Genomic DNA, 24623 nt, shown 5'->3' with positions numbered 1-24623 from the left:
AGCCATGCCCCAGCCCAGAGAATCCCTCGTCGGTGCACTGCCCGCAACCCAGGTTCCCCGTTACGCCGGCAAGGGCACGTTCGCCCGGATCGCCGACATCCACGAGGTCGACGACTACGACATCGCGATCCTCGGTGTTCCCTTCGACGGCGGCACGTCGTACCGGCCCGGCGCCCGGTTCGGTCCCATGGCCGTCCGGCAGGCGGCGCGTGCGCTCCGCCCCGGCTATCACGTCGAACTCGGCGTCGCACCGCTCGAAGAAGTGCAGGTCGTCGACGCCGGTGACGTGACGGTGACGCCATACGACATCGGCGAGGCCTGCCGGCAGATCGAGGCACACGCCGCCGAGATTCTCGGCGGCGGCGACCGCAAGATCGTCTCGATCGGCGGCGACCACACGATCGCCCTGCCGAACCTGCGGGCGCTGCACGCCAAGCACGGACCGATTGCCCTGGTGCACTTCGACGCTCACCTCGACACCTGGGACACCTACTTCAACGCACCGGTGACGCACGGGACGATCTTCCGGCGCGCGTTCGAAGAGGGTCTCCTGGTCGAGGACCACTCCATCCACGTCGGAATCCGCGGTCCGATCTACGACCAGGCCGACCTGAACGACGACGCGCGGATGGGATTCCGGATCATCCGCGCGGGCGATCTGGACGTGATGGGCATCGAGGCGGCCGTCGACGTGGTCCGCCGGCGCGTCGGGGACGTCCCGGTGTACGTGTCGATCGACATCGACGTCCTCGACCCCGCATTCGCCCCCGGAACCGGCACGCCGGAGGCAGGTGGCCTGACATCCCGCGAACTACTCCGGATGCTGCGCCAGCTGACCGGGCTCAACGTCGTCGGCGCCGACGTCGTCGAGGTGGCCCCGGCCTACGATCACGCCGAGATCACCTGTGTCGCAGCCGCTACCGTGGTATTCGACCTCGTGTCGCTCATGGTCGCGGGTTCACAGCGCGACACCGTGGCCGCGGCGGCCGAAGCCATCGGCGCGTCGGTGCCGAGTTACTGAGAGCCCGAAGAGCGGCGCCCCGGAGACGGGGCGCCGCTTCGCTGCGCGTTCCCGCGCTGTGACCGCGGCGAGCGCGAGCGCGGCGGCAGTCCACCGGTGCAGGAAAGTGCGGACCACGCTTTGCGCGCGAGTACAGCATGAAATCGCGACCGTTGTAGGTTCACGATCAGTGTGCCACGGCTGTCAGGTGAGTCTATTTTCCGCGCGAGCCGCTGCAGGTTGCACGTCGACCGGTACACCCGAGAGCCACGACATGAAGCTCAGGGGTTCGTAGGTGCCTACACCGCTGGGCATCAGGACATTACAGTTCACACCCGGCTTCTTCATCGCGGTGCGTTGGGTGGTGGCGCGCGCTGTGCCGTAGCCGTGGCTCATCGCCACGACACCTGGCCTCAGGTCATCGTCGATGAGGACTCGGGCGTCGATCTGGCCGTACTGGGTGGATACGCGGACGGCGTCGCCGTCGAATATGCCGCGCGATGCCGCGTCCTGTTCACACATGTGCAGCGGGTTGTCGCGGTTTCGGCCGCGTCGATACCGCGGGATATTGACCAGCCAGCTGTTGTTCATGTAGGGCGTGCGCAGGCTGATCATCTTGAGTGTGTCCGGCGGTTCATTCGACAAGGTCTCGAAGATGTCGGCGCACCGCGCGATGAGTCCTGCCTCGGTGAAGGCGGGAGGGCAACAGTCGATCAGGTGGTCCGGGTGCTGCAGGCACTGTTCGAACAGGGAAGCCTTGTCCTTCTCCGGGAACATGACGGTGTTCGACGGGCTCTGTCGCATGGCGTCGACGCTCAGGCCTCGCATGCTGAGGACCGCGTCGAACAGGAAGGTCGCGTCGGCAGCGTCGGGGTTGGCATCCAAGGGGGAGCTGATGCCCATCTCCTGCGCGATACGTGCCAGGATCCACCACGCATCGCGGCGGTCGTGGGTCGGAGCCACGACCGCGTCGGTGTAGACCACGTGAGGCTTGGACTGCATGCCGGTTCCGGCGAGGTTGATGTCCGGTCGCTCCAGCCAGTCCGTCACGGGCAGGATGTAATCGCACATTTCACCGGTAACGCTGCGGTAGATGTCGATGCTGACAAAGAGGTCGAGCTTTTCGAAGGCGGCCCGCAGCCGTTCCTCGCCACCCGCTGTGATGAGTGGGTTCCCGCTCCACAGGATCAACGCACGGATGTCGCCGTTCTCGATCAGGTCGGCCAACAGGGTTGCGGGCAGTTGCGAGTATCCGACAGGATCGGGAAGCTCGAGGGGGCCGACGGAGGTCTCGATGACCTGCATTCCCGTGAGCGGGGGGCAGGCATCGATCAGGCCTGTGGGTTTGAAGGTTCCGCCCTCGCGGCCCAAGTTTCCGGTGACGAAGTTGATCATCTCGGTCAGCCAATAGCACAGCACGCCCTGGCGGCTTTGGTTCACACCTGTCGACATGTAGACGATTGCCGAAGGGGCAGCGCAAATTTCGGCCGCCACCTGCTTGGTCATGGCCGCGGAGATGCCGGTGACGTCCTCGACACTCTCCGGTGAGTAGGCCTTGACGAACGTCATCAGCTCGTCGAGGTGCTTGCCTTTGGTGCGCACAAGGTTCTCGTCGATCCCGCCCTGCAGGTGGATCTCGTGGAGCAAGGCTGCCAGGAAATATGCGTCGGTGCCCGGCTTGATCAGCAAGGTCGGGCCGGTCTCGGTCGTCGAGGACTCGACCCGTCGCGGGTTGACGAACCGCACCTGGCCGCCCCGCTCGACGATCCGCTTCACCACATCGAGGTTGTCCTGGGGAGCCGACATCATCGACCAACGCGATACCCGCGGGTTGGCACCGATGCACAGCAGATAGTGAGTGTTGGCGAGATCCGGGATCATGAACGAACTTGTCGACCCGTAGACGTGTGCGGCGCCTGTGGTCTTGTTCGCCATGTCCTGGGTGCTTCCACCGAAGCGCATCTTGGTTCCGACTGCGTCGAGAAAGGGGTCGTAACAGATGAGGCCTGCCGAATCGAAGGTCGAGGGGTTGCCGTGAAACACGGCGATGGTGTTGGGGCCGTGTTGTTCGCGGATGTCGCGGAGCCGGGAACCGATGTCCTGTAGGGAGGAGTCCCAGTCCGCCCGGACGAAGTTTCCCTCGGGCTGCGACTTGTCATTGGTGCGTCGCTGCGGCCAGTTGGCGCGGTCGGGATCGTTGTGGACGTCGAGGTATCCGAGTCCCTTGTGGCAGGCGGTGCCGCCTGTGGGGTGGCCGGGGGTGGGGCGGAGTTCGATGACTGTGCCGTGGTCGTCGACTTCGGCGGTCACCGGGCAGTTCGGCTCGCAAATGCGGCAGAAGGTGGACTTCGTCTGAGTCATGGGGTTTCTCCAGCGGTAGAGGCGGTGTGGAGGAGGTGGCGGCGTTCGGTGATCTTGACCCGGGGTCGGCCGTGCAGGCGCCCTTCCGCGCGCTCCTCGCGGTCGATGGCGAGCCAGCCGCCCCAACGAACGACGGAGGCCCTCTCGCGGACTCGTGCGAGGGCGGCGTCGGCGGACAGCGCAGTCGGTGTGAAGTGTCCTGACGCCACGTCGTCGAGCAGGCAGGCGACGGTTTCGGCGGCGCACTTCTTGTTGCTGCCGATGATTCCTTGGCAGCCGCGTTTCACCCACCCCGTGACGTACACGCCCGGGAGGGGGTTGCGCTCGCTGTCGGTGACGCGGCCGTGGTCGTTGACCACCACACCACGCGCATCGTCGAACGGTATGCCGGGGAGCGGGCTGCCGCGGAAGCCCACGGCGCGGAACACCAGGCCGGCATCGAGCAGGTGGGTTTCCCCGGTCGGTTGTGGGCGAACCCTGCCCCGCTCGTCGCGTTCGAGCCGGTTGCGCATCACCTCCATCTGCTCGACCCGGCCGCTTCCCAGCAACTGGACGGGCGATTCCAAGAATCGCAGCATGATCCGCCTGCCGGCCGAAACCTGTGGGCGCTCGATGAGCCGGTGGAGGGTGCGTAGTTTCCGGCGGATCTCGGGATCGTGCACTTCCCGCTGGATCGATTCCTCGCTCGGCAGCCCGCGGTCGTCGACCACCGTGTCGACACCGTCCAGGTGCTCGAGTTCCTCCAACTCGGGGTTCTTGAACGCCGCCTGCCGGTGTCCGCGGCGCCCGAGCACCACCACTTCCTTGATCCGGGACCGGCGCAGCGCGTCGAGTGCGGCATCGGAGATGTCGGTGCGTTCGAGTTCGGCGGTCGGCATTGTCAGGATCCGCGCCACATCGAGCGCGACGTTCCCGTTGCCCACCACGACAGCACGGTCGGCGGACAGGTCGATGGGCAGGTCGGTGAGGTCGGGGTGGCCGTTGTAGAAGCCGACGAACTCGCGGGCGGACCAACACCCCGGAAGGTCCTCACCCGGAATTCCGAGCCGCACGTCGCCGGTGCCTCCGGAGGCGTAGAGGACGGCGTCGTACCACGACGCGAGCTCGGCATGCGCGACGTCGGTGCCGATCTCGACGTTACCGAGAAAACGCACCCGTGGGTCCTGCAGCAGGTAGGCGAAGTGCCGGTCGATGACGAGCTTCTTCTCCGGGTGATCCGGCGCGACTCCCAACCTGGCCAGGCCCCACGGGGTAGGCAGGCGCTCGTACAGGTCGACCTCCACCGCACTGCGCTGTTGCTCGAGCAGGTGTTCGATCGCATACAGCCCGGACGGGCCGGCGCCGACGACGGCGATCCGCAGCGGTTGTCCCACCATGTCAACCCCTGGCTTCGAAGTATTCGCGGTTGACGTCCGCGTAGTGCGCCCACTGCGGAGGCAGGTTGTCGTCCTCGCGGATGGCCAGCACCGGGCACACGTCTCGGCAGGCACCGCAGTTGATGCAGGCATCGGGATTGATGTAGAGCTGCTCGACGTCGTCGAAGTCGGCATCGTCCGGACCCGGGCTGATGCAGTTGACCGGACAGATCTCCAGGCAGGAGTAGTCCGCAATACACGGTGCAGCGATCACGTGAGCCATATGTCTTCCTGTTTCTCGTGGTTGTGTTGCGTCTCAGCTATACCGACGGGTTCCTTTGCGGCTGTCGTGACTGCATCGGTCGCCGTCCGTGCCTGAAATCGAGTTCTATTGTGTGAGAGACCAGGTGACCTGTCCGACATGCTGGCTGCCTGAGGGTGAAGGAGCGCTGGCAAAGCCGCACAGCCGCGCGATGTTTCGATTGTCGCTGTCACGGAAAAGTGAGAATTCGCGCTACGAATCCCCACGCTTCCGGTCAGCAAGGTGTCGTCGTGGACCCATGGCTCAACCGTGTGTCACCGACTGCGCCCGCAATTCTCTGTCTGTGGTTTGACGACTATGTGGAACGTTTTGAGACGAGATGAACATTAATAGATGACGCGCGTCACAGTCAAGGCCCATTGGGCAGACCGAAGACGCAGCATGATGACGCCGGTCGACTGCGTCGCACGGCAGTCGGCGCTCGGCAACACGCGCTGCGAACGCATTCAGCGTCCGCCCACGCCAACGGGGGATGGTCAGCGGCTGGGTCGTACACGGGCTTCGTGAAGATACTGTTGATGGTGAATGGAGGGCTCATGGTGGCTTCCCCTCGGGTCGCGATGGCGAAGGAGTTACTCCAATTAGCCGGGCGCGGGAACTTCCTGGTCAGCGTGGGTGTGCTGGGAGTGTGTCGCTGAGCAGTCTGGTGGCGGACTTGGTCTCAGCGGTATCTCCCGGAGCGAACAGGCGTGTTGACGATTGTTGAATCGGGGTGGTGCTCTAGAGGTAGCCGGGTTATGATACTTGTCATCGCAAAAAGGTGCGTTCCGGCCGGGGGCTTCGGCCCGAGAGTGTAGATCCTGCGACGCGACGGCGGTCGGCTGCTTCGTTCTTGTTGCTCCGCGACGAAATCCGCGTCCCTATCCGATGTAAGTACGAGCAATAGCTTTGTGAATGATCTGACGGAGGCGATCAATGACGATCCACCCGAATCCGCCCGGTGTGGCTGTGCCGTTCGAGGTAGGGGATGACATCTGTACCGGATCGGTGTGGGTTGGTGTCGATAGTGGTCCGCTTTCGGTCGATGCGGCGATGCAGTGGGCTGTGCTTCCGCAGTGCGGTGCAATCGTGACGTTCTCGGGTGTGGTTCGTGAGGCGTCCGACGGCTGTGTGGGCGTCGGGTCGATCGACTATGAGGTGTACGCCGCGGGCGTGACCCCGCGGCTGTTCGAGATCTCCCAATGTGCGCTCGGGAGGTGGCCGATGCTCGGGCGAATAGTGTTGCGACATCGCTGCGGCAGGGTGGAGCTCGGGGAGAGCAGTGTGGTGGTCGTTGTGTCCTCGCCGCACCGTGGTGATGCATTCGAGGCAGCCGAGTTCTGTATCGACGTGCTCAAACGTGCTGTTCCGGTCTGGAAGTTGGAACATTCGTCCACCGAATCGCAGTGGGTCGAAACCGGTGTGCTGATCGAGACGGTTGCCGAGTCCGCCCGGCACTGGGATCTCGACCACGCGTCCAGCACGCGCACACGTAACAGGGGCATTTCGTGACCGGGGGTTTGCCCACGGCTGTGCGTGACCGATTGGGCCGGCCTCTCCGCGACCTACGCATCTCGGTGACCGATCGGTGCAACTTCCGCTGCCGGTATTGCATGCCCCGGGAGACGTTCGGATCCGAGCATGCGTTTCTCGAGCGAGACGCTCTGCTCGATTTCGGCGAGCTGAAGGAGATTGCCTCAACTGCTTATGAACTCGGTGTTCGTAAGATCCGGTTGACCGGTGGTGAGCCGTTGATGCATCGTGATATCTGCGAGCTTGTCGCGTCGCTGTCGTCGCTTCCCGGGCTGGATCTTGCAATGACCAGCAACGGGGTGTTGCTTCCTCGATATGCGGAAAGCCTTGCGGCGAGTGGTCTCCGCAGGGTTACTGTCAGCTTGGACTCCCTCGAGCAAGCCACATTCGAGGCGATGAGTGACAGCCGTTACCAAGTGCAGGATGTTCTCGACGGCATCGCGGCAGCGGAGCGTGCGGGTTTGGGTGCGGTCAAGATCAACATGGTAGTGAAGCGTGGCGTCAACGACTCCGAGATCGCCGATATGGCGGCTCGCTTCCGCGATACCCCACACATCGTCCGGTTCATCGAGTATATGGATGTCGGGTCGACGAACGGATGGGACGCCTCCCACGTGGTCCCTGCGTCAGAGATTGTCGACGCCGTTCGGTCACGGTTTCCGGCGGACGTCGTCGATGATTCGGATCGCCGGGCGGTTGCGACTCGATTCCGGTACCGCGATGGGAGAGGCGAGTTCGGTGTCATTTCGTCTGTGAGTAAGCCTTTCTGCAGCACGTGCACTCGGGTCCGTGTGTCCGCAGAAGGCACTCTGTACACGTGTCTGTTCGCCTCTGCCGGTCTTGATCTGCGCGCGATACTGCGAGGTCGCAGAACGCCCGGAGACTTGGCCGCCGCCCTTACCGGGCGATGGGCATCTCGGGATGACCGGTACTCGGAGCTTCGTGGCTCATTACAGGCTGACCGCAACAACAAGATCGAGATGTCGTACATCGGCGGCTGAAACTGGAGTAGCGCATGGCAACATTGGTAATGTTCTCGGTGGCCCGGCAAGCATCGGGCGTATCGAAGGATCACTTTCCGGTGAGCTCGCTGGAAGACCTGCTTCATCAGGCGTGTGACCGTTACGGCGCTGCTTTCGGGGAAGTCGTGGCCTGTTCACGGGTGTGGGTCAATGGGGAGGCACCGGGAAGTGCCGGTGCTACACCTCTTTCGGACCGGGACGAAGTAGCGATCCTGCCTGCCGTAGCGGGCGGATGATCTCCGCACACACTGAATCGACAACGGGCTCGGTCCGGATCGGCACCTTCCCCGAACTTGATCCTGGAAGGGATGGCAATGCGTAGCGGTGAGCTGACACATGTCGGCAGCGATGGCCGAGCGAGGATGGTCGACGTGAGTGGCAAAGAGAACTCCGTTCGCACTGCGATCGCGACTGGTGTGCTGTTTACAACCGAGGAAGTCGTCGAGCGGGTTCGGGCGGATGGGTTGCCCAAGGCCAATGTCCTGGCGACTGCGCGTATCGCCGCAATTCAAGCAGCGAAACGCACGGCAGAGTTGATTCCCCTGTGCCACCATGTTCCGCTGTCGTCGGTTGAGGTCACCTTTGGATTCATTGCTCGGTCGACCACGATTGAATCCGCCGCTCGAACGACGGGGCCGACGGGAGTCGAGATGGAGGCGTTGACCTGCGTCGCGGTTGGAGGGTTGACACTCCACGACATGGTCAAGGCTGTAGACCCCGCCGCATGCCTGACTGGCATCCGTCTCATCGAGAAGTGAGGCGGAAAGCGTGGGCGATGGACGCGTGAACATCACACTCCGCGATCGCTCCCGGATCATGACCAGCGATCGCAAGGTGAAGGCGGAGTCGGATAGTCATGTGCACATTGTCGCCAGCCGGTTCCTTGAAGACCGTGGATGAGTACCGTCAGGGTGTGAGTGAGTTACATTAATGCCCGCGCCCACCCCGATGTCCGTCTCTCTCGACGAAGCGGTGGGGCGAGTCTTGGCGAAAGATGTATGTGCGCGGTTTCCAATCCCATCCTTCGACAATTCCGCTGTCGACGGGTTCGCGGTTCGGCACGACGAAGTGGTGGGTGAGTCGTCTGTTCGCCCGGCAGAACTGACCGTGCATGCGATCGCCCCGGCGGGGACAGATACTCGGCTGGGCGATCTGCCGCCGCGGAGCGCTGTCCAGATCATGACTGGTGCTCCGCTCCCACCGGCCCTGGATACCGTGATTCCGGTGGAATGGACGACTGGGTTCGTCATTGGACTCGGTCAGCCGGTGCGGATCACCGCGCATCCCGAATGCGGTGCGAACATTCGCCGGCGCGGCGAGGACCTGAGCGAAGGGGCGGTGGCGCTTCGGGCGGGTGATGTCCTATATCCCGCTCGGACGGCAGTTCTGGCAGCGCTGGGTGCGACAAGTGCGTCGGTGTACCGGCCGCTGCGGGTCGCAGTAATGTCGACGGGCACGGAGCTCACTGAACAGTCAAAGCAGCTCCATCATGGTCAGATCTACGAATCGAACGGTGTGATGCTGTCGGCCGCGATACGCGCAGCCGGAGCGAGTGCCGAGCGGGTGCCTTTCGTTTCCGACGATATTCGCCTCTTCCGCGACGCTTTGGCGGAGTACTCGCAGAGCGTGGATTTGATCGTCACTACGGGTGGAATCAGTGCCGGCACGCATGAAGTCGTGAAGAGCGCCTTATCGCAGGAGGACGTCTCCTTCATGCAGGTCGCGATCAAGCCGGGGAGACCGCAGGGGATCGGCCACTATCGTGGAACGCCGATCGTGTGTTTTCCGGGCAACCCGGTCAGTGCGTATACCTCGTTCGAGGTGTTCTTGCGGCCTCAGTTGCGGCGTGTGATGGGTTATCGGGCAACCACGCGGCAAGTGGTGCGCGCGTGCCTCGGCTCTGCAATTCCCAAGCGCGGTCAGGCTGACCAGTATCGGCTCGGCACATACGAGGACGGTGTAGCCGATCCCGTATCGACTGGTGCGTCTCACTCGATCCGGGCGCTCGGTGCGGCGAACTGCCTGATCATCCTGCCCGTTGGCGTCGAGGGGGCAGAGGGTGACGTGGTCGAAGTGTGGCTACTCGACGGACCTCATTAGTTTGGTGGCCGAACAAGCCCTGAGCGTGTGATGGGCGCCGACCCCACGGCATCTCGATGCCTCAGGCTCGTTGAACGGCACCATCCAGCTTGCGCCACCACTTCTCTGCCGCCGAGATTGGAGTGGTCGATCTGCGGTGCATGTCGTGGTCGGACTCCAGCAGGGGGAGAATTCCTTCGTACCCCGTCCGCGGCCCCGGCGGTGTCCTCGGCGACTTGGTCACTGCGGCGGGGGACGAGCGCCGAGAGCCCTGATGCTCCTCGCCTACGCGGGTACGGCCGTGCCCGACTCCACCGTGCCTGGGTGTCCGCAAGGTCACGGGAATTGATCAACCGGCAACCTGTCGGGAGCAGCGGGATCAATTCGGTTTCGGTGAAGCATATTTCGACCGCGACCATCGACGGGTTGCGTGACGACCCCCCGGCGATCGCCGAATGAAAGGCACCACACGGCGTCGATCGAACATCGTTCGTGTATTCGCCGCACTTTTCGATGCTGTTGTCTCGCTGGTAGGGCATCTTGATTGTTCCGAAAAGCCCAAAGTTCTTGCCTTTGAGATGTATCGTCTCTTAATATGACTCGCTGAGTGGCCCGCATCACATTCCAACGTTTGCCAGTTGGCCCTTGGTGTGCAGGGCCCGGTAGCGGAACCCGCCACTACGCGATTGGTCCAGAGGGCAACCGTGCCCGAATCGGAGGAACGATGAGAAACGTGCTCGATCTGGGTCTGTGTGATGAAGGCTCACGAAAATACCTCGGAGGCAAAGCGGTTGGCCTGGCATCCATGATTGGACTCGGACTGAATGTGCCACGAGGTTTCGTGGTCACGACCGAGGCTTACCGAGGGTCGATGACGAGGGAGATGCTCGCTGAAATCGATCGCCTGCTCGACGATGCAGAGACACCCGCGGAACTGGGGACAGCGTCTCGGGCGATCCGGAAGTTGTTCACGGTCGACATGCTTGGGGAACAACTGCGCGCAGAGATCCTCGAAGCCTACGGAAAACTCGGCCCGCCCGAGGACACGGCCGTCGCAGTGCGATCGAGCGCGACGGCGGAGGACCTCGCAGAGGCGTCCTTCGCTGGTCAGCAGGACACCTACTTGTGGATCATCGGAACGGAAGCGGTCCTCGAAAACATCGTCAAGTGCTGGGCAAGTCTGTTCACCGCTCAGGTGATCGGGTACCGCCGGCAATTCGACGTCTCCACTGTGGATCTCGCGATGGCCGTCGTTGTTCAAGCGATGGTCCCTGCCGATGCGGCCGGAGTCATGATGACGCTCGATCCGGCCACCGGTAACAGGTCGACGACATACGTCGAATCGACCTTCGGCCTCGGAGAGGGCGTGGTCAAGGGGGATGTGGCATCCGACAGCTATTGGATCTCCGCAGTCGACGGCGGGGTCACGCGTAGCGAGATCCGCACCAAGGAGCACGCACACCGATACGTGCCGGCGTCCGGTGCGGTGGAACTGGTGCCAGTCGATGCCGATACTCGGGATCTGCCGTCGATCAGCAGCGACGAAGCCGCTCGTATCGCCGAGATCGGACGACATCTGCAAAGTTCGCTCGGTGGCCCCCAGGACGTCGAGTGGGCGCTCGTCGGGCCGCCCGGCGAACGCGAGCTCTTTCTGCTGCAAACCCGGGCGGAGACGGTGTGGAGTCGTTCGGCGGGCGTTGTAGTGGAAGAGGGCGACGTTGTCGACCCTGACGAGGTGACGCTCCTCCACGGCCATGCGGCGCGCAACGGATTGTGGACCCTCACCAACATGCAGGAAGCAATCCCGGGCGTCGAGACTCCACTGACGTGGTCGATTTGGCTACCGGTCGCGGAATTCGTGAATCGAAATCACTACCGCTTCCTCGGAGCCCTGTCGCGTCGTGAAGCGATGATTCCGCACCGGACACAAGACTGGATGGTCGGCGCGTTCTACGGCCGCGCCGCTTTGCGCATTGACCTGTTGGCCGAATGGGCCGATCGCGTTCCCGGGATGAGTGGCCAGGACCTGATCGCTCAGTTCTTCTCCTCGGTGCCGGAAGGTGTGCAGCGTCGCTCACGACGTCGCAGGAGTTACGTGAGAGCGCTTATCCGCAAACCGCTGCCGTTCCTCGTGGTGCCCCGGCGGATGCGCCGGAACCGCGTGGCAGTCGAAGACTTCTGGCGTGAGTCCATCGCCGCTCTGGACACCGCGGATCTTCCTCAAACTGTGGCCATCCTTGACGAGGGTGTCCGAGCGTTCAGCCGGAGTCTTGCGCTCCAGGTGAACCTCACCCAGGGGGCGTTCCTGGCCGCCTCGAAGATGCTACGAAAGGTAGCCGAGGGTTCGGACGTGTCGGTGCACGAGATTGTTGCCGGGTACGGAGGCCACGAGGAGACCGTTCTCGTCGAGGACCTGTGGAGCTGCTCGCGCGACGAGCTGGGCCTGGCGGACTTCCTGGCTCGTCACGGGTACCACGGATGGCGTGAAGGGGAGTTGTCGAACAAGAGCTGGCGGGAAGACCCGACCATGGTCCTCAGCCAGATCGATGCCTACCGGGAAAGGTCGGACTCGGAAGATCCACGTGCATCGGCGAAGAAGCGGACCTCGACTCGAATTGCGCTCGAACGCAGGTTGCTGAGGTCTCTTCCGGTCACCGCACGCCCGTTCGCCCGGCTCGTGCTGCTTGTGTCCGCGCACTACCTGCCGATGCGAGGCGTGTCGAAGACGGCGTTCCTGCAAGGACTGGACGTTGTGCGGTCTGCGACGCGGCGCGCAGGTGTTCTCCTTGCGGAACGCGGCGACATCGATTCTCCGGACGATGTTTTCTACCTCACCGTCGATGAGATTCGATCCCTCCGAGTTCCCTTCGGTCGGCGACTCGTCCGGGAACGCCGCGCACTGCGGCGCCGATACGAGGCCATCGAGATCGCCGATGCCTGGCAGGGAGTACCCCTTCCCCATTCGATCACGCCAGACGAGACCATCGACACCATCAGCGGCACGCCGGCGAGCCCCGGCATCGTCGAAGGCCGAGCGCGTGTGGTGCTCGATCCGTCGGATGCTCATGTCGAGAAGGGTGAGGTGCTGTTCGCCCGTGACACCGACCCAGCCTGGGCGTCTTTGATGTTCTTGTCGTCGGCGCTGGTGGCCGATATCGGCGGTGTCATGAGTCATACCGCCGTGGTGGCCCGCGAACTCGGCATTCCTTGCGTGGTCAACACAAAAGTTGCCACCCACCATATCCGCACCGGCGACCGAGTGCGGATCGACGGAGCCTCCGGATCCATCGAGGTCCTCGAGCGCACCCACGCCCACTGACTCACCTTCAAGACGAAACAAACAATGTATCAACACTACTCACGGAGGATCCATGACCGTCGACAGCTCCCTCGCTCCACCGATCGACCGGCACTTCTACGAACTCGATCCGGTGTGGGGGCCGAACAGCTATCCCGCCAAGGATTCCATCGAGGACGGATCCGCGCCCTGGAAAGACCACATCTACCTGGCATTCTGGGATGTGGCCAACGACGCATACGGATTCTTTCACTGGAACTCGTCTCCGAACCACCCGACAACGAAGGCGCAACTCAACCTATCGATCGGCGGAAAGATCTTCGACCTTCGGGAAGAATTGCCAGCGCGGGTCGACCGCTTCGACAGTGAGTCGATCAAGTTCGACATGAAGAGCACGATCCAGATCGATCATCAACGTGTTCAGGGACGGCTGTCGCTCGCCCCCCGCCGTGCGCCGATCGACTTCGGGTCCGGCGGCTCTATTCCGAAGTTCGGCGACCAAAAGCCATTGCAGCACTTCCAGCATCCCCTCAGCATGACCGGCAACCTGTCGCTAGATGGCCGCGAGTTCGCGATCGATGCCCTCGGCTACCGGACGCGCACCTGGGGCTTCCGGGACGACTCGGTACAGTTTCCCGAGTACTACTACCTGTGGGCCACCTTCGACGACTTCGATATCGCGGTGATCAAGCACCTGCACCCTGACGGCGTTCAGAGGACCGGCGGCGCACTAATCAACGATTCCGGCACCGTCCCCATCCTGAATGTTCATATCCCCAAGAACATCTCGGGCTTCGCCATCGAGACCCGATACGACCTCGCGGATGGAACCGAGTTGGTACTCGTTGACCAGGAACGACTGTGGGGCGGATGGTGCCCGATTGGCCTCCCGCGTCGGGAAGGGCCCACGTTCGCAGCGTTCGATGAGATCCTCGCATTGCACACCACGGACGGTCGAGTTGGATACGGTCAGAGCGAGTACGGCATGATTCGGCAGATCCATTGACATCGACGGAAAAGGGTCGGGTTCTGCTGATCACGGGTGCCTCTCGTGGACTCGGATCAGCGTTAGCGCGCTCGGCGCTCGGCGCGGGATTTCGTCTCGCGTTGATCGCACGCAGCAGTGCGAATCTGGAGAAGGTGGTGCGCGACCTCGGCGACGGGGACATCCTCCCTCTCACGGCAGACGTCTCCAATTGGTCCGAGATCGCCGATGCGACGGCGGCTGTCGAGCAGCATTTCGGCCGCATTGACGGCACCATCGCGAACGCCGGTATTGCGCTGCCGGTGTCGTTCTTCGGCGACGGAGGGTCGGACCCGGAGGACTGGAGTCAGATGGTGTCGACGAACGTCCTCGGGACCGCGCTCACCGCCCGCGCCGCGCTACCAGGCCTCGCTCGCACGCAGGGCCACCTCGTTCTCCTCGGCTCGGTTGCCGGACGCATAATGCGCCCAGGTCTCTACTCCGCCACCAAATGGGCGGTGTCGGCCATGGCGGCGTCGATTCGGGCCGAAGCTGTCGGAACGGGTGTCCGGGTCACCGTGATCCACCCCGGTGTCATCGATTCAGGTGACCTGCGGGACGATCTGCGCGCGAGACCGAAACTCGAGCCGGACAGCGTCGCTGGTGCAGTGCTGTTCGCACTGGACCAGCCGGCATCGGTCGACGTCAACGAGATCGTGCTCCGTCCCGCCGGTCAACCCGCCGATTGTTAGATGACGGCGGCAATTCGAAAGGAATTCGCACCATGGGCCAATTGGATGGAATGGTCGCGTTCGTGACCGGCGCTGCGCGTGGACAGGGACGCAGTCATGCCCTTCTCCTCGCCAGTGAGGGCGCAGACATCATCGCGGTCGACGTCTGCCGGCAGATCGACACCGTGCCGTACCCCCTGGCGTCGCAGGACGACCTCGCCGAGACGGTGCGCCAGGTCGAACAGCTCGGCAGGGGAATCGTTGCAGAACACGTCGATGTACGCGATCTCGCCGGCCTGGAAGCGGTGGTGGAAAAGGGAGTTGCGCAGTTCGGCCGACTGGATGTCGTATTGGCCAACGCCGGCATCTCGGCCCCGGCGCCCACACTCACGATGTCGGAGGAGATGTGGTCAACGATGATCGACGTCAACCTCACCGGCGTGTGGAAGACAATCCGCGCCTCGGTTCCCCACATCATCGCAGGCGGGCGCGGCGGCTCGGTCGTCATCACCAGCTCACTCGCGGCACTGCGACCGAACGGAAACATCGCCCACTATTCGGCCGCAAAGTCCGGGCTGGTGGGATTCATGCGAGTCCTCGCCAAAGAACTCGCGCCGACCGGTATCCGCGTCAACACGATTCATCCGACCACCGTGGCAACCGAGATGGTCCTCAACGACGCAACCTACAAACTGTTCAGGCCCGATCTCGAGGAGCCGACTCGAGACGACTTCGTCCGGGCCGCTAGCACCTTGAACGCGCTACCGCTTCCATTGACGGAATCTTCCGACATCTCTGCAGCGGTTCTCTATCTGGTCGGCAACAGCGGCCGGGCCGTCACCGGCAGCACTCACTCGGTCGACGCCGGCGGCGCACTCTGACACGCCACGATTTTCGGCCCAGACCCGGCGCAATCCCCACGGAACGGAGTTCAATTGTGAGTACACGAAGAGTGGTGACCGGCTTCGACGAGAACGGCAAGTCGGTCTTCGTTTCCGACGAGCAACTCGAGGGACTGCTCCAGGCGAACACCACCTTGTCGTCGGTGTGGCGGTCGAACGGCAGACTGCAGATTCCGCCGAAGGTGCCCGTCGAGGACGGCTTCGGATTCCCCACCCCCGGGGGTGCATGGGTTCTCGCGTGGACCATCCCACCCCACAGCACCGCAGGTGAGGATCAAGCCGGTGTGACGAGTGCCGGCGAGCTTCCATCCGGAGGTGCGCATGCAACCGACTCGGTCGACGTAAACGTCATCCTGTCGGGATCCGTGGTGTTCGAACTCGAAGACGGCGCCGAACGGGTACTCGAGGCCGGTGACTCGATCGTTGTCAATGGCGTAGTCCATACATGGCGCAACCGCGGAGCCTCGACCGCGAGGGTCCTGTCGGTCATCTTCGGCGCGGACCGCCGGGCCGGCTGACACCGCGGCTGGTGGACCGAGCGATTCGACGTCGGTTGGACGTGGCATCCCACGTCCACCCGACGCTGAACTCGGTCGGCGCTACATCATCATGTGGCACGGTGTGAAGAGATGAGCTGTGCTGCGGCTTCGGCGATCTCCTCGGCGGTGAAGCCTTCGGCGGGTCGATACCAGCGGGAGACCCAGATAGCCATGCCGAGAAGGAGCCGGGTGGTGATGCGGGGGTCGGACCACTGCAGAACGTCGGCCTTCATCGCGCGGGTGACGGCGGTAGTCCACAGAGCCTCGTAGTCGCGGCTCCATTCCTGCCAGCGGGCGTAGGCCTCAGGTGCGAGCCCGACGCCACCGAAGAATACAGCGAGGTAGCGGCGCGTCTTGATCGCGGCCGCGATCTGCAGGCGCAGCAGACCGAGGAGGGCTTCCTCCGGATCTTCGGTGGCGTCCATCAGCTCGGCGGCGCCTTCGCTCAACTCATGGGTGAGTCGTTCGAGGACGATGCCGAGTAGGTCGTCCTTGGTGGCGACGGTGCGGTAGAGCGTGGCGCGTGAGACGGACAGGCGTTCGGCGGCAGCTTCGACCGACACCGCGTCGTAACCGCCCTCGGAGAACAACTGGACCGCAACATCGGCTACGTCCTCCATGGAGATGCGTCGTCGCGGCCGTCCGGGTCCACGCCGGGTCGGCTCGTCGGCGCGGCTGGCGCTCAGGTCGACAGCAGTCGATTCTGCGGTGTCGTCGGTCATGTCTGCGAGTACCTCGCGATCGTAGAGCTGGGTCGTCTCATAATTGCACAGTCGGCGGCGAATCACGTAGTGGAGCGATCGCCTTGTTCGCCGACCCGGCGGCCCGGCCGCCGATAGCAGTGTGGTTCCCGTGGGCTGGATGGGGACCGCCCCGGCTCGCAGGCAGTGGGACGTGGGCGCTCGTCAGAGGACGTCAATCCAGCGGCCTTGGGTTCTCGCCATGCCAGCTCCCGCAGTGTGGATAGCGACGAGGCAGGTCAGGAGTAGAGCGAGTCGATCTGCCCCGCGTACTTCCGATGGATGACGCGGCGTCGAAGTTTGGCTGTCGGTGTCAGCTCGTCGCTGTCGGGCGCCCACGCTCCGGGCAGAAGCATGAAGTTCTTGATCTGCTCGTTGCTGTTGAGGCGTGAGTTTCCCCGATCGACGGCTCGCTGGATCTCCGCGCGGAGCTCCGACGACCTCACGATGTCCTCGACCGTCATCCCGGCGAGGCCGAGCTTGTGTGAAACGTTCGGGACGGCATCCAGGTCGAGAGTGATTAGTGCCGTCACGTACTTGCGGCCGTCGCCGATCGCGACGACTTGGCCGATCAATGAGCTCTCGCCGAGGATCGCCATCTCGATGTTGGCCGGCGACATGTTCTTGCCTGCCGAGTTGATGATGATCTCTTTCTTGCGGTCGACGATCTTCACGAAGCCGTCTTCGTCGATCTCGGCGATGTCGCCGGTGTGAACCCAGCCGTCGGAGTCGATCGTGGCGGCGTTCTGCTCGGGATTATTGCGATAACCGACCATATTGAGGTCGGAGCGGCACAGGATCTCGCCGTCGGGGCCGAGCTTCACCTCGACACCTGGTAGTGGCTTGCCGGCGGTCCCCGTCTTGTAATCGTCGATCCGGTTGAAGATGTTGAGCGATACCTCGGTAGCGCCGTAGGCCTCGAGCATCGGAACGCCGACCGCGCGAAAGAAGTGGACAACTTCGGCGGCCACAGGTGCACCGCCGATGATGGCAACCTTGATCTCGTCGAGCCCGAGCCGGTGCAGGACCGACTTGAAGAGTGTCAGACCCGCCGCTCGCTCGGAGGCAAGGGCCGGCGTCATCTCGATCGTCGCATCCGTGCCGACTTCCTCCGCGCGTGCGATCCGCAGGCCCAATTCGAGGGCCGCGCGCATCTGTGCCAGTAAGTCCGAATCGGTCGTCGACTCGATGAGCGATTCGATGGCAACTTGCAGCTTCTCGAAGAGCCTGGGTGACGAGAACAACACGTCGGGATGCGCATCAACGAGTGCCTTGGGTACGTCGTTCATGACCGGGCACGCCGTGATTGTGGCTCCGTAGACGACGGCGGTGTGTGGTCCGTTGATCCGACCCCCGGCGTGGGCCATCGGGAGGAACGAGATGAGGGCGTTACGCGGCAGCGGTAGGGCGGCATCGAGCGCGCGCAACTGCGACATCACAGTGCGGTTCGACCATTGGACCGGTTTCGGCGGACCGGTGGTACCGGAGGTGTAGATGATGCACTCGAGGTCCTCTTCGGTGAGGCTCTGCCAACTTGCCTCGAAGTCGAACTCCGAATCGACGAGAGTTTCGAGTTCGGTGAGCGGCAGGCTAGCGCCGTCCGGCTCACCGTCGAGAAGGACGACATGTTCGACGAGATCGCCGAGTTCGGCGATCGCGATCCGGGTCTTGGTGAGGAACTGCTGCTCGACGACGACGATTCTCGACTCGGCGTTTCCAACCTGGAAGGCGATCTGTTCGGGGGAGGAGCTGTTGAAGATTCCGAACGGGATTGCCCCGATGTGGGCCGCCGCGAAATCGACGAGATGGTTCTCGATCGAGTTCGTGGCAAGGATCGCGATCGTGTCCCCCCTGCGGAGTCCGAGCGACCACAGCCCGCCGGCGATCGCCTCGACGCGATCGCCGACCTGCTTCCACGTCAGCTCCACGTTGCCGCCGATCGTCCTGAGTCCCGGTCGATCTCCGTGAAGGGCGACGGTGCGCTGGAACGCCGCGGCCAGGGTGGGTGCCTGGACTGGAAGGGCGATGTTCGCGGCAGCGGGGTCGGCACTGGCGCCGGCTGTTGGTGCGCTCATAGTGAGAGAGTCCTCCAGACTGTACTGCACACGGATTCGTGCGATGATGAGAATATTTGAACAATCATTCTCAAAATGCCATACATGTGGGACTCATCACAAGCCCGGAAGGGGATTGCGGAATCTCGGGCCGACATCGATGTCCGCTTCTGCACATTGATAGCTCGCGAGGAACTCCGGATGCGTGCTGCCGCACTTTGGGGTGTACGGAGATGCGCTGCGTTGCATCAAATGTGGGGTGAGGGCCGCCCGAAAAGGTTCCGTGGAGGGTGAGCGCTGCTTGCCTGACTCAGGCGGATTCGATGACGACCGCCGCCGCCATCCCGCCGCCAGCGCACATCGCGGCGACGGCAATGCCTCTGCCGCGGCGTGCCAATTCGTGCGAAAGGGTGGTGAGCATTCGGGTTCCGGACGCCGCGACCGGATGGCCGAGTGAACATCCGCTGCCCCACGGGTTGACGCGGTCCTCGTCAAGGTCGAGGGCCCGGACCGCCGCGATCGGCACGGCCGCGAAAGCCTCGTTGATCTCCCAGAGATCGACTTCCGCCGGACTCAGGCCCGTGCGCTGCAGTGCCTTCCGAATCGCTGCGATGGCCGCGGTTCCGGTTTGTGCGGGTTCGACACCGACCGCGGCCCAGCCGCGCACCACGGCCAAAGGGGTCAAGTTCAGTCGGGCCGCTAGGTCGGAACTCGCCACCGTCACGGCGGCAGCGGCGTCGTTGATGCCACTCGAATTGCCGGCGGTGATGGAGAAGCCCTCGATCTCCGGGTGCAGGACGCGCAGAGCGGCGAGCCGTTCCAGGCTGGTATCGGAGCGAGGGTGCTCATCGACCTCGAACGTCGAGATCGAACCGTCGGCGGTGGTGACCTTCAGCGGTACGATCTCGTCCGTGAACTGGCCCCCGGTTGTCGCTGCGTGGGCCCGTACGTGAGAGCGGTAAGCCCACGCATCCATGTCCTCCCGACTGATTCCTGCTTGCTGGGCCGCGTTCCAGCCAACCGTGATCGACATATCGTGGGCGGGCGCCTCCGGGGTCGGGCGGTGCGACTCCGACAGCCATTCGACCGTGCTATCGAGGCGCTGGACCAGACCCGGAGCTGTGGAAGACGACTGCACACCGCCGGCAACTATCGCATCGTCGAAGCCACCGCGGATGTTCGCGGCCGCCGTGACGACGCTCGTGAGGCCGCCCGCACAGTGTCGGTTCATCGCGACCCCGGGAACGTCCGGCATCCCCACCTCGAGGGCGGTATACCGGGCGAGGACGCCGCCGCCGTACAAAGACTCCGCGAGGATGATGTCGTCGAATGTTTCCGGGGTGATTCCCGATCGGCGGACCGCCTCGGCCACGACGGGAACCGCCAGTGCCGTGGCGTGGGTGTCCCTCAGAGTGCCCTTGAACGAGGTGCCGATCGCTGTGCGGCAGGCGGAAAGGATAACGGCGTCGGACATGGAGACTCCTCGCGACGAAGGGGATTGGTGAGATGTAACAGTTCGGAACGTACGTTCACTACCCACCTTCTGGCAACCTCGGTCACGGACGGCGCGTGGCGGCCGAAGCATCTCAAACGCGAGATGACCTATCGGCGTTTTTGGGGGAATTCGCGTTCCAAGAAGCTGAGTAGGTTCTCGCAGAACTGGTCGTTGTCGTCGCCGGCGATCATGTGGCCGGCATCGGCGATGTCGATTCGTTCGGCGCTGGGGATCAGTGAGAGTAGTTCGTCGGCGCCCTCATGGCTGACAACGTGTGATCGACTTCCGCGAACGAGCAGGGTGGGCACGCGGATCGCTGCTGCGGCGGCACAGGCGCGGAGATAGCGCTGTCGGGACTGCTTCTCCGCCCGGTTCGACTCGCCGAGTAGTCGGGGGTCCCAGTGCCAGTACCAGCGTCCCTCCCGGAGGCGTAGGTTCTTCCGCAGGCCGTCGATGCTCGAGCGCCGTGCCTGGCTGGGGCTGTAGGCTCCGATCGCGGCTGCCGCGTGGTCGAGTGTTTCGAACCCGTCGAGCCCGCTCTGCATGAAGCCGATGATCTCGTCGATCCCGTCCGGGTCGGGTTGGGGCACGATGTCGACCAACACCAGTCCGCGCGCAATGGTGGAATCTTCGCCAAGCGCGATAAGGGATGTCATTCCGCCCATCGAGGCGCCGATCAGCACGGGTTTCTCGGTCGAGGTCGCGATGACCGCGCGGAGGTCCGCAATCAGCGCTTCGGTGCCGTAATCGCCGTCGGACGGCCATTCGCTGTCTCCGTGGCCGCGCATGTCTACGGCGAGCGCGCTCCATCCGGAGGCGGCGAGCCTCGCGCCGGTGGTTCTCCACGAATGCCTCGTTTGCCCGCCGCCGTGAAGCAACAGCGCGTAACCCTGGGATTCCGTTCCGTCTGGGACCGCCCACCGGTCCGCGACTAGCGTCACTCCTGTGCCCGCGATCTCGACAGCCGTCCTCATGAATATTCCTTTCGGGAGACAGTGGCGCCGAATCGGCGTGCCGTCCACGGACCGTAACTCGTCGGATGTCGGTATGAGTTGACGGAAGTTAAACACCAAGTGATAGTTATGAGATATTCTCTTCAAAAATGCTTGGCGGTGTGCTCTGTGGGTCACGTTGTGAACGATCGTCGCCAACAGTGGAGTCGCCACGAGTCCCTGGTTGCCTGTACTGGTAGATGTGTCGCGGAACCGTCTGGTTCCGCCGATGAAGGTGGTCAATATGGTCGTGAATCGTGATATGGCGTCGGTGTCGGTGGTAACCCGATTCTATGAGGCGCTCGCTGAGGGTGATGCGGAGGCGATCGGCACTCTCGTGGCCGAGCATTTCGCTTCGGACGTGGTGCTTCGTTTGCCTCCCGGGCTTCCCTACGGTGGAACCGTTTCGGGTGCAGCGAAGCTCGAATCGATGTTCACCGCAGTCGCGGCGGCCCCGCCGGTGGTAGGTCCGGTTGGCCCGCGGATTGTTGCGCTTGCAGGCGACGAGTCCGTCGTTTTCGCGGAGGTCCGGTTCGACTGGGCTGGTACCGGAGATTCGGGGCTTCGCGCCAGTTCGACAGCCACCGAGAAGTGGGTTTTCAACGATGGATTGGTCAGCGAGATCGTCGCGTACTACTGGGACCCGGCAGCATGTCCGGCACCTGTTCGTCCTGAATCTAATTCCTAGCGTGCGTATATTCGTAGCGAGACTTCGCGGTGCAATTCGGAACGCCTCTTGGTCGACGCGGTTACAAGTCCTGCGTCGACCAAGACAGTTAGTCTTACTGCCCGCAGGGCACAGGTGGCGTACGTGCACGGTTGAGTAAGTCGAACCGGGTGATGCGGTCGGAGTGGGTGTAGATGTTCATGGTGGTGCCACGGAGGAACCCGATCAGGGTGAGCCCGGTGTCGTGGGCGAGGTCGATCGCCAGCGACGACGGCGCGGACACCGCCGCGAGGATCGGGATCCCGGCCATCACCGCCTTCTGCGCCAACTCGAACGACGCCCGACCCGACACCAGCAGCACCGTGCCCCGCAGCGGGACCCGGTCCTGTTCGGTGGCCCATCCGATCAGCTTGTCGACGGCGTTGTGCCGGCCGACGTCCTCCCGGTGTCGACCGTCACGTAATTGGATCTGGCGCAAATTTCGTGATTTCTATGTGGCACTTGACTATCCGGCGTGTATGACGCGTTTGCGGAGTAGGTCAAAGTTGGCTCGTCCGTACATCTGCCGTTTGAGCATCTTGATCCTGTTCACGTGCCCCTCGACAGCGCCGGAGTTGTGCGGCAGTGTCAGCCCCGCGGTGACGGCATCGAGATCGCGCACCAAGCCCGCAGCGAACGATCGAAGTGCCGGTGATCCTTCTCGCCGGGTTCGGCCGATCCAGGCGTTCAGGTCGTGGCCGCGACGGTCAACCATGATCTCGGCGAAGTCCCGGACGAGTCGGCCGGTGGTGGCGAGTGCGGGGCTGCGCGCCAGGAGCGCGTCGCGCCCGGCCCGGTCCTCGTCGGTGAGCCGGTCCGGTCGTCGGGTCAGCCACCCGGTGACCCGCCGGACGCTGGGGACGGCCGGCTTCGAGGGCGGTGCGGTGTGGGCGGTGCGTAGTGGCTGCAGGAATCGGCGCAGGGTCTTGGTGCTGCCGCGGTAGCCGAGTTCGGTGATCTCACGTGTGAGGACGGCCGCGTCGACACATCCGCTGGCGGCGCGTTCACGCAGGTAGGGTGCGTACTCGTCGAGGAGGCTGCGGCCGGTCCGTGTAGTTGGCAGCATGTCGTGGACGTCGGCGGCGCGGGCGAAGCGCCGGACCGTCTTACGGTCGAGTGGCAGTGTCCGGGCGATATACGAGATCGTTCTTCCCTGCGAGAGCAATTCGTGGACGGGGGCGTGGCGTTCCCGGGTTCGGGTGGCCAGGCGACCGTCGGCCAGGCCACTTTCGGTCGGGTCGATGGTCGCGGAGGGTTTGTCGGTCCCGTCGTCGGGGCTCGTGGTCTCGGTGGGTGGGCGCAGGTCGGCGCGGTGGCGGTTCACCGTCTTCTCCACCGCACCGGCGAGGTTGTGCCACAGGTGCCAGCGGTCGGCGACCTGGATCGCGTCCGGGGCCCCGGTGCGGATGCCCTCGGCGTATGCCCCGGCCCGATCTCGGCAGACCACCTCGATCTCGGGGTGGTCTCGCAGCCAGGTGGCGACGGTGCCGGCGGTGCGGTCGGGCAGCAGGTCGATCGGTGTTCGTGTCTTCATGTCCACCACGACGGTGCCGTAGACATGCCCTCGGCGGAGTGCGAAGTCGTCGATACCGAGGACGGGCACCTCACCGGTGGGTCGGTCGGGTATCGACCGCACTGCCCGCAGCAGGGTGTCCCGGCTGACAGCGACTCCGAGTCGGCCGGAGAGTCGGGCGCCAGATCCACGTCGAGGACGTTGTAGGTGTTGACGCCGTGCTCGTCGACACTGTTGCAGTACCGGATCGACGCGACATCACCGCGCCCGGCGGTGATGCCCTCGGTCAGCAGAAACCCCTGCGCCAACTCCACATCCGAACCCGGGGGTCCGCATCGTCACCGCCAACGGGGTCCCGTTCACCCGGATCTCCAGCGGTTCCTCCACCACCACGGTGTCCGGGCGGGTCGACTGCCGGGTGTCGCTGATCCGCGTCACCACGGTCCGTCTGCTTACTCTTCCCATCGACAGCGCCCCTCGAGGTCGGTATCTGCGTAGTAGCTAGGTTCACTGGCCGGCGACATCGGGCTCTGCTTGGCGGCATCGAAGTCAGGTGGTCGCTGTCCGATTCGGCGGAAAAGTAGGTAGGCGAACGCGAGAATCATGTGGAGGAACAGCTGCAGCATGATCAACGGCTCGATTCCAGGAAGCCGACGCCATCTCGCTGTGTCGCGGAAGGTGCTCGGTTTGTATGAGCCCCTTCGGCAGCGTTGCGCTTCTCGAGGCGGATGGTGACCGCCTTCGACACCGGCGTGTTCGACTTGCGCGCGACGTGATCGAGCGGGATCAGCGGATTCGTCTCCGGATAATAGGCGGCCACATTCCCCCGAGGGGTGGGGTAGGGCACCAGGCGGAAATCCTCCGCCCGCCGCTCCTCCATACTGCCGTCCGGGGTCGACCATTCGGAGACCAGGTCCACCCGATCCCCATCGGCGTACCCGAGGGCGGTGATGTCGAGTTCGTTGATGAACAGCACCCGCCGGCCGCCCTTGACGCCGCGGTAGCGGTCGTCGAGACCGTAGATGGTGGTGTTGTACT

General features: G+C 63.8%; 19 protein-coding genes and 4 pseudogenes. 12 read left to right on the top strand and 11 right to left on the bottom strand.

The window, feature by feature from the left end:
- The first annotated feature begins 4 nt into the window (after positions 1–4).
- On the top strand, positions 5–1021 hold the full coding sequence (speB, locus tag P3H15_RS39265) for an agmatinase (RefSeq protein WP_276142195.1): 1017 nt from the start codon (positions 5–7) through the stop codon (positions 1019–1021).
- A gap of 183 nt (positions 1022–1204) precedes the next feature.
- Here speB and P3H15_RS39260 read toward each other — a convergent pair whose 3' ends face one another.
- Genes P3H15_RS39260 through P3H15_RS39250 form a run of 3 tightly spaced genes read right to left on the bottom strand, consistent with a single transcriptional unit; the run spans position 1205 to position 4999 of the window.
- Entirely contained in the window at positions 1205–3361 is a 2157-nt protein-coding gene (locus P3H15_RS39260) for a molybdopterin-dependent oxidoreductase (protein WP_276142194.1), read from the bottom strand.
- Positions 3358–4737, bottom strand: a complete 1380-nt coding sequence (locus tag P3H15_RS39255; protein WP_276142193.1) for an FAD-dependent oxidoreductase — start codon at positions 4735–4737, stop codon at positions 3358–3360. The genes P3H15_RS39260 and P3H15_RS39255 overlap by 4 nt, the downstream gene beginning before the upstream one ends.
- A 1-nt stretch (position 4738) precedes the next feature.
- Positions 4739–4999 (bottom strand): ferredoxin family protein, encoded by a 261-nt coding sequence (locus P3H15_RS39250; RefSeq protein WP_276142192.1) that lies wholly within the window; start codon positions 4997–4999, stop codon positions 4739–4741.
- A gap of 954 nt (positions 5000–5953) precedes the next feature.
- Between P3H15_RS39250 and P3H15_RS39245 the strand changes: the two genes are divergently transcribed.
- From P3H15_RS39245 to P3H15_RS39200, 10 genes and pseudogenes are all read left to right on the top strand, one after another.
- The gene (locus P3H15_RS39245) at positions 5954–6529 is read left to right on the top strand and encodes a molybdenum cofactor biosynthesis protein MoaE (RefSeq protein WP_276142191.1); all 576 of its coding nucleotides are present in this window, start codon (positions 5954–5956) and stop codon (positions 6527–6529) included.
- Positions 6526–7551 carry a GTP 3',8-cyclase MoaA gene (moaA, locus tag P3H15_RS39240; RefSeq protein ID WP_276142190.1) on the top strand — a complete coding sequence of 342 codons (1026 nt, stop codon included), beginning with the start codon at positions 6526–6528 and terminating at the stop codon, positions 7549–7551. The genes P3H15_RS39245 and moaA overlap by 4 nt, the downstream gene beginning before the upstream one ends.
- A gap of 14 nt (positions 7552–7565) precedes the next feature.
- Complete coding sequence (locus P3H15_RS39235) at positions 7566–7808, top strand: MoaD/ThiS family protein (protein ID WP_276142189.1); 243 nt, start codon at positions 7566–7568, stop codon at positions 7806–7808.
- A gap of 78 nt (positions 7809–7886) precedes the next feature.
- Positions 7887–8327: pseudogene (gene moaC, locus P3H15_RS39230) on the top strand (cyclic pyranopterin monophosphate synthase MoaC); the annotation flags it as partial.
- A gap of 175 nt (positions 8328–8502) precedes the next feature.
- Positions 8503–9672, top strand: coding sequence for a gephyrin-like molybdotransferase Glp (gene glp / locus P3H15_RS39225; RefSeq protein ID WP_276142188.1), 1170 nt, complete (start codon positions 8503–8505; stop codon positions 9670–9672).
- Positions 9673–10375: 703 nt separating this feature from the next.
- Positions 10376–12970 carry a PEP/pyruvate-binding domain-containing protein gene (locus P3H15_RS39220; protein ID WP_276142186.1) on the top strand — a complete coding sequence of 865 codons (2595 nt, stop codon included), beginning with the start codon at positions 10376–10378 and terminating at the stop codon, positions 12968–12970.
- Between the two features lie 52 nt (positions 12971–13022).
- Positions 13023–13955, top strand: coding sequence for a hypothetical protein (locus P3H15_RS39215; protein ID WP_276142185.1), 933 nt, complete (start codon positions 13023–13025; stop codon positions 13953–13955).
- On the top strand, positions 13952–14665 hold the full coding sequence (locus P3H15_RS39210; protein WP_276142183.1) for an SDR family oxidoreductase: 714 nt from the start codon (positions 13952–13954) through the stop codon (positions 14663–14665). Before P3H15_RS39215 ends, P3H15_RS39210 begins: the two co-directional genes overlap by 4 nt.
- 32 nt (positions 14666–14697) lie before the next feature.
- On the top strand, positions 14698–15525 hold the full coding sequence (locus P3H15_RS39205) for a mycofactocin-coupled SDR family oxidoreductase (protein WP_276142181.1): 828 nt from the start codon (positions 14698–14700) through the stop codon (positions 15523–15525).
- A 56-nt stretch (positions 15526–15581) separates the two neighbouring features.
- Positions 15582–16064, top strand: a complete 483-nt coding sequence (locus P3H15_RS39200; protein ID WP_276142180.1) for a cupin domain-containing protein — start codon at positions 15582–15584, stop codon at positions 16062–16064.
- 89 nt (positions 16065–16153) lie between these two features.
- Here P3H15_RS39200 and P3H15_RS39195 read toward each other — a convergent pair whose 3' ends face one another.
- The 4 genes from P3H15_RS39195 to P3H15_RS39180 all read right to left on the bottom strand — a co-directional run bounded on the left by P3H15_RS39195 (position 16154) and on the right by P3H15_RS39180 (position 21348).
- Positions 16154–16807 carry a TetR/AcrR family transcriptional regulator gene (locus tag P3H15_RS39195; protein ID WP_276142179.1) on the bottom strand — a complete coding sequence of 218 codons (654 nt, stop codon included), beginning with the start codon at positions 16805–16807 and terminating at the stop codon, positions 16154–16156.
- A gap of 257 nt (positions 16808–17064) precedes the next feature.
- The gene (locus tag P3H15_RS39190; protein ID WP_276142178.1) at positions 17065–18900 is read right to left on the bottom strand and encodes a long-chain fatty acid--CoA ligase; all 1836 of its coding nucleotides are present in this window, start codon (positions 18898–18900) and stop codon (positions 17065–17067) included.
- A gap of 289 nt (positions 18901–19189) precedes the next feature.
- Positions 19190–20353, bottom strand: coding sequence for a thiolase family protein (locus tag P3H15_RS39185; RefSeq protein WP_276142177.1), 1164 nt, complete (start codon positions 20351–20353; stop codon positions 19190–19192).
- A gap of 128 nt (positions 20354–20481) precedes the next feature.
- A complete protein-coding gene (locus P3H15_RS39180; protein ID WP_276142176.1) occupies positions 20482–21348 on the bottom strand; it encodes an alpha/beta fold hydrolase in 867 nt (288 codons plus the stop codon).
- Positions 21349–21595: 247 nt separating this feature from the next.
- Between P3H15_RS39180 and P3H15_RS39175 the strand changes: the two genes are divergently transcribed.
- Positions 21596–22054 carry a nuclear transport factor 2 family protein gene (locus tag P3H15_RS39175; RefSeq protein WP_276142175.1) on the top strand — a complete coding sequence of 153 codons (459 nt, stop codon included), beginning with the start codon at positions 21596–21598 and terminating at the stop codon, positions 22052–22054.
- Between the two features lie 94 nt (positions 22055–22148).
- Here P3H15_RS39175 and P3H15_RS39170 read toward each other — a convergent pair.
- The 4 genes and pseudogenes from P3H15_RS39170 to P3H15_RS39155 all read right to left on the bottom strand — a co-directional run.
- A pseudogene (locus P3H15_RS39170) lies at positions 22149–22478 on the bottom strand (formate dehydrogenase accessory sulfurtransferase FdhD); the annotation flags it as partial.
- Positions 22479–22538: 60 nt separating this feature from the next.
- A complete protein-coding gene (locus P3H15_RS39165; protein ID WP_276142221.1) occupies positions 22539–23825 on the bottom strand; it encodes an ISL3 family transposase in 1287 nt (428 codons plus the stop codon).
- Positions 23765–24050: pseudogene (locus P3H15_RS39160) on the bottom strand (formate dehydrogenase accessory sulfurtransferase FdhD); the annotation flags it as partial. The pseudogene P3H15_RS39160 and the gene P3H15_RS39165, both read right to left, overlap by 61 nt.
- A gap of 163 nt (positions 24051–24213) precedes the next feature.
- Positions 24214–24623 (bottom strand): annotated as a pseudogene (locus P3H15_RS39155) (hypothetical protein); the annotation flags it as partial.

The sequence above is a fragment of the Rhodococcus sp. T2V genome, from assembly GCF_029269925.1.
GTDB lineage: Bacteria > Actinomycetota > Actinomycetes > Mycobacteriales > Mycobacteriaceae > Rhodococcus_F > Rhodococcus_F koreensis.
Note: the sequence above shows the minus strand (reverse complement) of the source record. Positions and strands in the feature narration are given on the sequence as shown.